Here is a 12,447-nt window from a genome sequence, read left to right on the forward strand (position 1 = left end):
AGAAAATTTATGATTAATTATCGAATTTGATATGATACATCTTTTTTTTAAAAAAAATATATTTTTAGAAGTGATATTTATCAAAAAGATAACCTATGTATAAATGAAGGAGGCTACAAAAGCCGTTTTTACTTCTTTTAATAAATTCATAAAAGTATGCAAAACAAATATTTGATATGTCTGAGAGCCGTAAACGAAGACGATTTTGTTTAGAGCAATCCTATTACTATTACAGGTTATGGAAACGCTCTGAAGATAAAAAACATAAAAGTTTGTTGATAAATGAACTTAGAGGTTTCATGTTTGCCATAATGGTTAAATATATTGATAATGCAGATGATAGAAAGGACTTTTGTCAAGAAGCAATCATCAGAATAATAGGTAAGTTGCAATGTTCTATTGAGTCTTATGATATCTTTAAAAGTTGGTTCTACTCATTAGTGAAAAATGATAAAGACATTTACTTTAGAGCAGAAGACAAAAAACATAGACTATCAGACTCTGACATAAAAAAACTGAACTATATAAAATACTTTAGTAATCCATCATTGGAATATGAAGGTAAAGACCTAGAAAGGTTAATCAATATATTTTCATCAAAATTATCTCCACAAAACCAAGTAATCTTCAAACACATGCGTAAGGGTTATAAAGGAAAAAGTCTTGCTAAAGTAGTTAATGAAGAACTAAAAACAGTAAAGTTTACTGGAGATAGTATAGCAAAATATGCGAATAAACTTCGTCAAAAGTTTAGAAGCTTCTTAGATGATTTAAACAAATTATAGTTGTAATTACATACTTTATGAATGATCAAATCAACAAATCAACTATTATGAACAAGAACAGCAAAAACAATCAAATTATATCAAAACAAGACTTTCCAGATAGTTTTGATTATAACGAATTTAGTGAACAAGAATTAAAGGCAATAGAGGAATTAGAAGCTGAATTTCCTGTTGAATATATAGAAAAAATGTTTGATGATGCAGCAAAAAAAAGGACAAAAGGAAAAATTAGAAATATGCTAAGAAGAAGAGTAGCACCAAAAGAATACAACGAAACCATAATAAAAATAAATGGTGTAGTATTCAAAGTAGATAAAGATAATTTCGTTAAGCGAAATAAAACTATAATAAATATAAATGTGGTCAATAATGACCTCATACATCCAAAATCACTTATAAATGATATAGATAATGCGAACTCAGTTGTAGTTATTGTGCGAGGTCAATTAAATAAATTAAATGATGTAGAAATGACTAATGAAAAGGATGATGTAGATTCAGCCTATTCATAGTATAATCCCACAACATACATTTTACAATATACTTTGAAAATTCAAAGTATATTGACTTTCTGTAATTCTGCTCAATTTTGAGCTTGTTATTTCTCCAGCTGTGAACTTATTTTCTGACAAGTAAATGGTCATAAAAAACGTATTTTTATTTTTTTCTCTAGTTCTTCCATAATCAACGTTTTTGATATTGTGAAGGCTGTTTTTACTACCATCTACTTGTCAGAAAAAAGTATATATATTATTTTTGACAAGTAGATGGTATTTCTTTTCTAGTAATTGTCAATCTTGTTTTTCGGTCTTTATCTCTTTTACTTTCTGATTTGAAAAACTTATCTAACAATACACTCAAATACTGAATACTAACCTGCAAATCATCATCTACCTTTTCATTTACTTTTTCATGTAACTTCTTCAAAGTGATACGATTGGATATATGTTTTTCAATATCACTAATTCTCTTGTCCAGTAATTTTTTTTCTCTTTTTTCCAGTCTGTTTGGTTCTTGGAGAGATAATAAATAATCAATTTCTATATTTGTTCTTTTCTTGTATAAAGTAGATGTATTTATAAATTCTAGTAGTCCAGTTTTTTCATTATGCTGTATTATTGTATCTAAGACTTTTTCTCTATCTGCAATATCAATTAAACTAAAGTATCTTTTCGAAAGTGTTTCTGCTGCTGAAAGCTCTATACTATCCAATACTATTTCATTTTCTATATACTCATCTTTTATCTCTGAAAAGGTTTTTACTTGTAAGTAATCACTATCCTTAGTTTTTGTGTGAACAGCTTTACAAAGTGTCTTAAAATCGTTTATACAGAGTTCTGCAATAGCATTCTCAATCTCTTTTTGTTGTTCATCAATAACTTTACATGAAGTTTCTGTTTCTTTATCTACTTCATCTTTCAAAAATATTGTTTTAATAGGATTCTCAAAAATAACACTTCCATTCTCTATTAGATGTCTTTCATATAAAGCATATATTTCAGAAATATCTATCTCAAATAACTGAGTAATTTTATTGAAGTAGCAAAGTGAAGTACAATCAAGATGCAGTTTACTTTCTATATTTTTCTTTATATCATTTTTGTACTCTTCATTGAATAAATCGCATCTTTTTTGAGCTTTCCTTTTCCAGTAATCAAAATCAAAATCTTCTATTTTGTCTTTGAAATTATATGATTTTGTAATAATATGATTGATTACATTAATAGATTCATAGTTTCTTAGTCTTGCTATAAACTGTTGATATTCAATATTATTAAATCCTGTGTGCTTATTGAAATAAATACCTTCAATGTTTGATTCTGATTCAATATTAACTCCAGTAGCAAGTACAGAAGTACATAAGATGACTTTTTTACTGTCAGATTTAGACCAGTAAAAAGTATCTTTCGAAAGGAAAATATCATGCTCTTCTTGTTCCTTGTCTGTCAGTTCCTTTGAAGCAAAAACATAACTCTCTATTTCGTATTTTTCCAATGCATGTTTTATTTTTCTAATCGTCTTAATAGAATTTACTAGTAAGATGACTTTACTATCATTTTTTATAGCATTAGTTATTATCCTTATTGCTTTTTGAATTGCTTTTTTCCCTCCACCAACATACGCATAAGGAGTTGTATATGCTTTTTTATTTTTTGAGTTTATTTTGATGTTGTAGGTAGGAAAATCAACTTTTTTCGGTGTTGCTGTCAATAGAATAGTATTATTATTCTCAATTATCCTAAACATACTTCTTACAATATTTTTGCGAAAAGAAGCATCAGAAGGCAATAAGTGTAATTCGTCAATAGCTGCATAGGCTAAGATACCATTGCTACGAAGGAACTGTAATAGGCGTTCCATATTATCTTGATTACAATATAGTATATCATATTTTTGAACATCTTCTAGTAATTTCTTGGCATTATCTTCAAAGTCTGCTCCTACAAATAGTAAATCTTTTTTCTTTGCAGCCTGTTGTGAAGCAATCACATTGCGAGGTGCAGCAGATACAAATTTAGCTCCTATACTATCACTAAAAAACTTGGCTATTCCTCTCATAGCTGTACTTTTACCAGTACCAGTATCACCTTGGAACAAAACAGTTTTTTTTGTTGTGATGGCATTGAAAGTAGTCTTATCTTCCAAAAGCACATCCCCTATATGTCTATCAATCTCTAATTCATAATCAAACTTTATATTTTGAAATTGTACTGAACGGATGAACACGCCTTTTAGCTCGTGTAAGGCTTCTTTGTAGTTTTTGGTAGTATCTATTTCAAAATGTAGAAATAAATCATTGTGCTTACTCGTATCTTGTAATTTAGCCTTAATTTCAGACGGTTCATAGTGTAGTCCCAAATCATCCAACCCCTTACCCTTTGCTTTTGGATGAATGATAGTTACTAAAAACTTTGTAATTCCTACTTTTTGGGCTGCAATAAATTCTTTCTCTGCTGAACTGAAAAATCCTAATGCACGTTTTATTTTACCTTCATTACTTAGTGCATCACTATCTAAAATGAATTGATAAGATTTGAAACCATAATCCTTAATTAAACTCTTGGTGTGTGGTAAAAATTCGGCTGTAACCTTAATAGGTTTTCCTGTGTAGGGATTCTTTTCTGTTATAGTTCCTAAAGGGTGTCCACTAATGCCAAAAATAGCCAAATCAAGTGTTTTAACACCGTATATAGCCTTTTTCTCTCCTTCTACACCATATAAAGTATCTTGACCTAAGACTTCTTTATTGTGTGCTATTGCAGTCAGATAAGGAAAATACCCACTACCCTTTTTTGACAAGTATTTGGTTACACTTCCATCTTTTTCGTAAGGAAAGCAAAGACGTATTCTATCAAATATTTCATTATTGCCATACGTTAGGGGGGTTTTATCTAAATCTGTGTAGGCAATCTTAAATCCCTGTTTATACTCTTCATTATTGATAGAGAAATAAGGATTGATTGATGGTAAATTAAATTCTTTAAGAAGAGAATTATAAAACTCTTGGTTCTGCTGCTCCTTCTTATCCTGTATAAATTCTTTGTAGGATTTCAGATTATAGACTTCTGAAATAAAGTTGCTATATCTTCTAGTTTCATTTTTAAATGCTTTCGAAAAAGTATAAGCATTGAACGTTTCACTGTTTTTGAAGTCTTGAACTAACCAACCATCATTAGTTTCAAAAAAGCCTAATTTTGAAGATTTTGAACCATACTTTGTGTTAAGAGCCTTTTGGTGTACAGTTGCTTTTGAAGGTGTCAAGCCTAAAAAATTCTCCCAGACTAAATTTGGATTTTGGTTTACTTCTTTTTCTAAATATTCCTTATACTCTTTTGAGTAGTCAATATTTTGGCTTAAAATTTCGGTTTTTGAAACCGTTTTTGTAGTTTTGTCGTACATCGTTTTATCGTTTAATGATGTTACGTATCACACGTTTTGTCGTGTGTGGTACACTATCAATTCAATTCTCGACTCTCTCACAAGTCAAAAATCTTGTTTAAAAATGATGGTAGAAGCGCAATTTCTACCTAAAATTTGAGAACAAAAACACCTAAAAAATTCTTTAAAAACACCAAACAAACAGTTATTAAAGAAATTCTAAACCTTCAGTATCGCAAAATGCTGAAGGTTTTTTTATTGCCTTTTTGTTCTATGCAATAGTCAAAAATAGAAAGAAGATTTGAGATAAAGAAATAGATACTTCCAGCTATCTGTTTTTGCTAAATTGATATACGTACTTATATAGCGTTATATGTCGGTAGATTGCGCTTTTTTTTGAAAAAGTAAAGCTATATACCTACCTATATAGCTTTATAAGTACGTGGATTGCGAAAGAAAAAAAAGAAACTATTTTTTTTAGATAGTTTCTTTTCGGCTGCTCGTTTGGTTAAATTCCTTCGGATTCCATTTTTTCCTCCTCCAGCTCTACCATTTTTACACCTACTATATCCACAAGATAAAAACGCATGGCTTGAAACTCGTTTTGCTCCTCTAAAGTAGGATAGGGAAAGTGTTCGTATAATTCCAAAAGAGAAATAAGACCTAATCCATTTTTGATTAAATTTTCATTGAGAAATTTATCAAAAAAATCAAAAATCCATAATTGATTAGTCATTTCATAGAGTGAAATTTCTTTTGATAAATACCTTTCATTTACTGATTGTCTTGCAGAATTGATACTTTTTCTAAGTATCTGTATTGCATCTGAAATGATTCCTATTTGATGTTTTTCTTTGTTGTACTTACGCATTTTTCCCTCCTTTCTGACCTACGATGAAGTTTTTACCATTCACTTTATTCCAGTTATTTATCCTGCATTCAGTTGAGCAAAATTTGTGATTGCTTGTTTTGTAAATAAATGCGTTCCCACAATTTTTACAAATTCTATTGCCATCTGATAAGATTGGACTAGTATCGTTACACACCTCGTTACGATTCTCGTTTCCAAACTGAAAACCTATAGTTTTTTTCTCAAATGTAGGAGCTGGGTTTGGTATGAATGGATTAGGAATAACGGAACTTGTTACGGATTGCGTAGTATTCGTTATAGCTTTTATTAGGGCATCTGTTATGCTTTCTATATCTATTTGTGTTTGTTGTTTCGGCTGCTCACTTGGTTGCTCGTTTTCCAAATTGTTTTCCAGTAGGCAAGATTGATAATACTGATAAAGAAACCAGTAGCAAACTAAATTCAATGATTCGAAAAGCAAAAATATAACTGCTGCTAATTTGGCTATAAATAGTCCTTTATCTCCAGTAGATGATTTTTTGCTTTCAATGTTTTTGGAAATGGAAAGTAAAGCCTTTTCTTTTTTCTCCAATATATCCGTAAGTGTAGTTTGACTTTCCTTCAAATCCTTTTGAGCTGTATTTATTTTCCAGTTCGTTTTTGTGGATTGTAGGACGTTTTGACTAGCTTTTATACTACTTTCTGTACTACTAATTTGAGTAGCAAAAAGATTGTTTACGCTGTCAATTTGGCTATTTTGAAGACTGTCTATATTGGAAAATTTGGTATCTGTACTTGCATAATATACGGCTTCTTTTGCAGACCACACACTTGTACAAAAACTAAAAATTGTAGTGATAACCAGTATAGCTAAAAATAATTGGTTCGGCTGCTCCTTTCTTGCTGTGGATGAGAAAACATTATTTGACGAATTTCCTTTTGCTATTTCAATTACAAAAAGAAGTATGAAGGCAAGAAATATGAGAATGATTTGATAAATGATACTATCTAACTGCATAGAATACAGTATGATACCTATGAGTGCAACTATGTAGGAAATGAAATGGTATGCAACCGAAAAGTATTTTGAGAGTAGAAACAATGGTTTTGCTTGGGTAGCATACGGTTTTGGTTCTAACTTTTCGGCTGCAATGTCGTATATTGCACTATCTTTAAGGCTTTCTAACTGTGTGTTAGTGCCTTTCTTTATGATATTAAAGAAATTCATAGTTAATGAAGTTTTGAGGGTTCGTACTGAAAAATTGATTTAATTATGATAGGACTTGTTAGGATTCGTACTCCTTTCAAGTCCATTTTTTTTATTTGTTCTTTTCGTTTTCTATCTGAATTTTTCTAGCTATTTTTTTTAGCTCAACTGTTATAAAGTCCGTAAGAGAACGGAACTCTTTTTCTGCTTGACTATCCAATATATCAATCTCATCTTCTGTCAATTTAGATAATGTGAAACTCTTGTGTGATTTATGGTTAGTTCTGTTTTTGCTCATAGTTATATTTGCCATAAGATAATTTGTTTTTGCAATGATAAGTAAAATAAATCAATAATTAGTAATTTTCACTAATTATTAGTAATAAAAAAAGGACTTAATCAGAATGCTCATCTTTTCAAGTCCATTTTTGAGTTTGTCCAGTTTATACAGATTTATTTGGCTCTCCTTCTCTCTCAATAAATTCTATTAAGTCAGAATTTTTCACAAACCATTTTTTGAAAAGTTTGGTAGCTTTTAGCTTTCCATTTCTAATACTGTCCTCAATTGTTCTCTTGGATAATCCTAACTTATTTGTTAGCTCATCTACTGTAAATATTTGTTCTGTCATTTTATAATTATGATTAGTTTTTGATTAATTGTGATTAGTCATTGACTAATTACTGTACTGCAATATACAAAAATCAAACGAGATTATTTTGAAACTAATGTGTTATATTGCTGTTATTTTACTGCAAAGTAACGTCATACAAATTATTGTTTGTGTGATTTGTTTAGAGTATTTCTTGACTATTTATTGATTAGCCATTGAATAGTTATGATTAGATAATGACTAGCAATTCAAAATAATTTCTCACTTTTGGCAAATCTGTTTTTCTGTTATAAAAATCTAAATTATGAAAAATGAGTTTTTGACAATTAAAGAAGCTGCTGCAAAATATCAAAAAGGTAGTTCGACGATTACAAGATTTGTAAGGGAACATCAAAAGACAAAATTTGTCAAAAAGGAAAAAGGACGGTTTCTTGTTTCAGATTCTCTTTTGAGTTCAAATTTTGAGAAAGTAGAAATACATGAACCGTCCAAAGTTTTAACCAGGCATGACACATCCGAACCGAAAACTAAAAATTTAGAAAGCGAACAAATCAGATCAGAATTGGTAACTATGCTCAAATCTGAAAATGAGTTTCTGAAAAATGAGATAGGGAACAAACAAAAAACGATTGATACATTATTAGAAAGACAGTTTGAACAGAACACCATCATCCAAACTCTTCAAAGTCGGATTGATGGAATAGGAAACAAGATTGATAATAGTGTGATGCTCCTGTCAGAAAAAGTAAAGGAAAATAAAAATGTTCCTCCAGGACCCGAAAAGCAAAACGATAATGGATTTACCATTGCTTCAGCTGTGATGATTCTTTTGTTAGTTCTTATGATTGTGGTGTACTTGACTGTGAAGTAAAATTTATAAGAGTCTTTCAAGAACTTATGTTCTGTATTTGCGTAACATCATCATGTTCTTTATTTATTATTACACTTAAATATATTTTTACATGAAACCTTCTGAACCTATTAGAATCCTTGATTATTCTATAGATAATCTGCAAAATGATAGAGATAATGAATATAAGTATGAAAGGCAGTTTGACAGTCTTATAGAGTACATACATGAAAATAAATTGTATAGTGATGACACTCAAAGGGGAGTTGTTGCACAAACAAAAGATAGAGGAACAATAACTTTATCTGAAAAGCAAAAAGAGGTCTTGAAACAAGTATTTAAAGACAATGATTATGAAATTAATTATTGTCAGAATGGATATTGTCAAGAACAAATACCAATAGATGAGGTATATGATACTGAATATTGTGAGTTTTGTACAATCAATGATGCAAAACGTTAAATTAAAAAAAAGCCTTTTCAATTAAAAAAGAAAAGGCTTTTTTTTGTGAACTTATATCTATTCTATCACTCTAAATACTATTAAAAATTGGCAAAGCAAAAAAAACAAATTGAAGTAGAAAATAAGGTTATATCTATCATTTCACACAATGAAGAGGATTATATTTGTCTTACAGATATGGTAAGAGGAGAAGATGGACAAGACCATATAAAGAATTGGATGCGAAATAGAAATACAGTAGAATTTCTAGGAATTTGGGAGCAAATACATAATTCAGATTTTAAAGGGGTCGAATTCGACCAGTTTAGAAAAGATGCTGGTTTAAATTCATTTGTACTTAGTCCTAAAAAATGGATAGAAACAACTAATGCAATAGGTATAATTTCAAAATCTGGTCGTTATGGTGGTACATACGCTCATCAAGATATAGCTTTAGAGTTCGGCTCATGGCTTAGTCCTACATTCAAAATTTATTTGATAAAAGAATATAGGAGACTGAAAGAAGTAGAAACGAATAAATATAATATTGAATGGAGTGTTAGAAGATTATTGAGTAAAACTAATTATACTATCCATACGGATGCAATCAAAGAACACATTATTCCAAAAAGTACACAGCCTAAAAATAAAAATTGGCTAGAGTATGCAGAAGAAGCAGACTTATTGAATGTTGCTTTATTTGGCTATACTGCTAAGGAATGGAGAGAAGTAAATACTGAAGCTGCACAAAAAGGATTGAATATGAGAGATTTTGCTAGTATAAATGAATTGATTGTACTCTCCAATATTGAATCAATGAATGCTACAATGATAAACAAAGGATTAGACAAATTTACTCGTTTTAGTGAATTGAGGGAACTGGTAGAGAAACAAATTAGTATCTTGAACAAAAGTGATACTGTACGTGCCATCAAAAAACTTGACGACAGAACATATTTAGATAAAGGAAAATAAAAAAGCCTTTCCAATTAAGAAAAGGCTAGTTTTTGTGAACTATTCACTATTAGAAAAACTTATCAATTAGAAAATCAATAAATTTGTCAAGAACTCGTGTACATAGATTTGAACAAACACCGAGTAAAATCGCAATTAAATATGTCATGATATTTATTTGTTATAAGGCAATGGCTATTAGTAGTAGTCCATTGCCTTTGTTGTAATACAAAGACACTACGTGTGTCTCTGCTTGATAAAAGGTATCTAATTCCCACAATAGTAGTGAGGACTGCGACACTTCTAAATGAAGGTATCTAAAACGAAAACTTATTTTATACTTGTACTAAGTTCTAAAAACAAGTTTTAAATAAATAGGACGGTTTTTCATAATAACAATTTGATGTATAAATAGGGTTGCAAACAATGCTTTTTATTGCTCTCTTCAAAGATGTAAAAGACTGTTTTTAATACCATAAGCATCTAATAATAGAAACGATATTTAGACAAAATAATTCGGGTAGTATTTTATTTGAAATGTAAATAGTATGTATTCTATCTATTTTTATCTGTAACCTATGAAGGAATAAGCTATTTATAGCCTATTCCTTTCTGTTTTGGTCTTACTTCACAATCTAAAAAGTCCTCCTGAAGTACTAAAGTGTGCTTCTAATACAAGCTACTTGAATTACAGCCTATAAATTTTCAGATTCATTCAAATTTCGTTAAATAGTCTAAAAACAAATAGGACGTTTTTTTTACCTTTATTCATTAATAGAACAATAATTAAAATGCAAAAAGTTTTTTTTGCTATTTCTTCATTCAAAGGTGCAAAGTATGATTTTTGATTCCACTCTTTCAACCAAAATGCTACTTATACAAAGGTGGAAAAGTCTATTTTATTTGTTATATTATTTTCACTTATTATTAAGTAACGATAAAACAAAGAAATGTCCGATTCCTCTCAAAAGTAGAATAAACCCAAACCCTAAAAAACCCCCCAAAATGGCAGGATTATAAGTTTTTGAATAATTAGAAATATTCTTGATTTATTTGAAGTAAGGAAAGTATAAAAAACGAACTGCTAAAAAATAAGATGTTTTAGTCAATCCTTGTTTAAAGCAAATGAAGGCACTTTTTGAAAAATGCGCCTGTTGGATTTGGTGCAGCTCTTAGTCCGTCAAAATTATTTTTGTCTTGTAAGAAGTAGATAGGATTGTCAGTTTTTGAGTAGTTGGTAATAGTGTCTATTCATTTGAAATGTAAATAGTCTGTATTCTATCTGTTTCTTATCTATAAAAAATTAGACAGATTTTTTAGTCAGAAGAATGATGTGTAGTTCATAATAATCTCACACTTACAAGTTCTCCAGAACCATAAACAGGATCGAAATCGAACATAAAAAAAGCCTAACCATTAAATGATTAGACTTTTTTTTGAGATTACTAGCTTTTAAGCTGCATTTGGCAACTCAAAGCCTCCAATTCTCACACGTTTTACGGTATGGTGGTAAGTTTCTTCTTTGTAAATTTTTGGAAACATTTTCCAAATTTCTTTAGAAACAAACCTACCACAATTAGGGCATCTGTACGAACATCTTTCACCTTTTTCTCTTGGCTCAATTTCCTTGTAGTCATTCATAGGGAACAACTCTAGTTGCTCAACCTTTTTTGAATTTGACAAAACGAAAGTTACAGTTTTGTCTTGATTTTTTGCATCTTTGCAAATACAAAAGTTTTTGTAATTATTCATGTTTTACAATTTTTGTTGAAAAAAATGTCTAGTAGAAAGATGGCACTCCTTCTAAATAGACGAAAATAAAGCAGTATTTTACAATAGTAAGGTACTGTTTTTTCTTTTTGTTAAGTAATATACTTTTTATTATTTAACCAATATTTTAGCTTCTAAATCAAAAATAGTCATTTTATTTTCAATTTCAATTTTACACGAAAATCTGAAACATTTAGGAGCAATTCAAAATCCATTTATCAATACTTAATTTTGTTTTTGGTAATTATTAAGTATTTAATTCTGAATTAAAATATTTTTCGTTATTAAAATTCTGTTTATGAAACATCATGAATTTTATTACTTAATTTTAAGTAATATTTTAGGGGCATAAAAGAAGTGAGCATTGGTTGAAAAAAATTAAGAGCATTGTGTTGCTCCTATATTTTCAAACATGTATAAAAATACCACCTTCTATTCCTTCAGAAGATTTTGAGAAACTTTTAAAATCCTGCTGACAATCTCCTTTTGATTATTCAAACTTTCCATCAACTCAAAATATTTACTATCCTTTTTGTTGATATTCAAATCTGTTTGATAGTAGCCTATTTTGTCATTGATTACTGACAATTCTATCTTGATGTATGCTATAATTTCGCTATCTGTTGTTGTTGTACTCATTCTATTTGCATTTATAATTATCAATTAAACCTATCTGAAAACCTTATCGAAACCTTGGTAAAACCTTGTTTTGAGCTTGCTCCCCAAATGCAAGACTTAGCTCTATGATGCAGAACCTTAGTTTTAACCTTGGTAAAACCTTAATAAAACCTTGGTACTAACCTTTGATACTTAGCTCCCACTTTACTGCAATTAAGTGCAATTTAAGGCATTACAGATAATTTGTAATGCCTTGGATGATTAATTGGGATGGGATAGTCTCTTTTTAAAAATGTAAGAGATAGCTTCTTGCATTAGCCACCATACAAAATTTGCTAACACACTAACGAACAAGGGAAGAAGAATAAGCTTCATTGTTGGAATTTATTTGAGGTTATTAACTACTTATACATAGGTTGTTTTTTTTTTACTTATCACTATTATATATACATTTTTTTAAAATAAAATGACTTTTTTCTAT

General features: G+C 29.5%; 12 protein-coding genes. 5 read left to right on the forward strand and 7 right to left on the reverse strand.

The genetic code is table 11. From position 1 onward, the window contains the following. Positions 1 to 176: 176 nt before the first annotated feature. Positions 177 to 785, forward strand: a complete 609-nt coding sequence (locus ACE193_RS25320) for a hypothetical protein (protein ID WP_375563397.1) — start codon at positions 177 to 179, stop codon at positions 783 to 785. A gap of 47 nt (positions 786 to 832) precedes the next feature. Beyond that, positions 833 to 1,297 (forward strand): hypothetical protein, encoded by a 465-nt coding sequence (locus tag ACE193_RS25325; protein WP_375563398.1) that lies wholly within the window; start codon positions 833 to 835, stop codon positions 1,295 to 1,297. Between the two features lie 238 nt (positions 1,298 to 1,535). On the opposite strand, the gene ACE193_RS25330 is transcribed toward ACE193_RS25325, so the two are convergent. The 5 genes from ACE193_RS25330 to ACE193_RS25350 all read right to left on the reverse strand — a co-directional run bounded on the left by ACE193_RS25330 (position 1,536) and on the right by ACE193_RS25350 (position 7,350). Next, positions 1,536 to 4,685, reverse strand: a complete 3,150-nt coding sequence (locus tag ACE193_RS25330) for a DEAD/DEAH box helicase (protein ID WP_375563399.1) — start codon at positions 4,683 to 4,685, stop codon at positions 1,536 to 1,538. 487 nt (positions 4,686 to 5,172) lie between these two features. Then, positions 5,173 to 5,535: a hypothetical protein gene (locus ACE193_RS25335; protein WP_375563400.1), complete on the reverse strand. Its 363-nt coding sequence runs from the start codon at positions 5,533 to 5,535 to the stop codon at positions 5,173 to 5,175. Beyond that, positions 5,528 to 6,742: a hypothetical protein gene (locus tag ACE193_RS25340; protein WP_375563401.1), complete on the reverse strand. Its 1,215-nt coding sequence runs from the start codon at positions 6,740 to 6,742 to the stop codon at positions 5,528 to 5,530. The genes ACE193_RS25335 and ACE193_RS25340 overlap by 8 nt, the downstream gene beginning before the upstream one ends. 91 nt (positions 6,743 to 6,833) lie before the next feature. Further along, the gene (locus tag ACE193_RS25345) at positions 6,834 to 7,034 is read right to left on the reverse strand and encodes a hypothetical protein (RefSeq protein ID WP_375563387.1); all 201 of its coding nucleotides are present in this window, start codon (positions 7,032 to 7,034) and stop codon (positions 6,834 to 6,836) included. A gap of 130 nt (positions 7,035 to 7,164) precedes the next feature. After that, entirely contained in the window at positions 7,165 to 7,350 is a 186-nt protein-coding gene (locus ACE193_RS25350; protein ID WP_375563388.1) for a helix-turn-helix domain-containing protein, read from the reverse strand. A gap of 286 nt (positions 7,351 to 7,636) precedes the next feature. Here ACE193_RS25350 and ACE193_RS25355 point away from each other — a divergent pair, with 286 nt between their 5' ends. The 3 genes from ACE193_RS25355 to ACE193_RS25365 all read left to right on the forward strand — a co-directional run bounded on the left by ACE193_RS25355 (position 7,637) and on the right by ACE193_RS25365 (position 9,599). After that, entirely contained in the window at positions 7,637 to 8,203 is a 567-nt protein-coding gene (locus ACE193_RS25355) for a hypothetical protein (RefSeq protein ID WP_375563390.1), read from the forward strand. Positions 8,204 to 8,294: 91 nt separating this feature from the next. Continuing rightward, entirely contained in the window at positions 8,295 to 8,645 is a 351-nt protein-coding gene (locus ACE193_RS25360; RefSeq protein ID WP_375563391.1) for a hypothetical protein, read from the forward strand. An 87-nt stretch (positions 8,646 to 8,732) separates the two neighbouring features. After that, on the forward strand, positions 8,733 to 9,599 hold the full coding sequence (locus tag ACE193_RS25365) for a KilA-N domain-containing protein (protein ID WP_375563392.1): 867 nt from the start codon (positions 8,733 to 8,735) through the stop codon (positions 9,597 to 9,599). A gap of 1,431 nt (positions 9,600 to 11,030) precedes the next feature. Here ACE193_RS25365 and ACE193_RS25370 read toward each other — a convergent pair. After that, a complete protein-coding gene (locus tag ACE193_RS25370) occupies positions 11,031 to 11,330 on the reverse strand; it encodes a hypothetical protein (protein WP_375563394.1) in 300 nt (99 codons plus the stop codon). Between the two features lie 450 nt (positions 11,331 to 11,780). Further along, entirely contained in the window at positions 11,781 to 11,987 is a 207-nt protein-coding gene (locus tag ACE193_RS25375; RefSeq protein ID WP_375563396.1) for a hypothetical protein, read from the reverse strand. Positions 11,988 to 12,447 lie beyond the last annotated feature (460 nt).

The sequence above is a fragment of the Bernardetia aquimarina genome (genome assembly GCF_042180575.1).
GTDB lineage: Bacteria > Bacteroidota > Bacteroidia > Cytophagales > Bernardetiaceae > Bernardetia.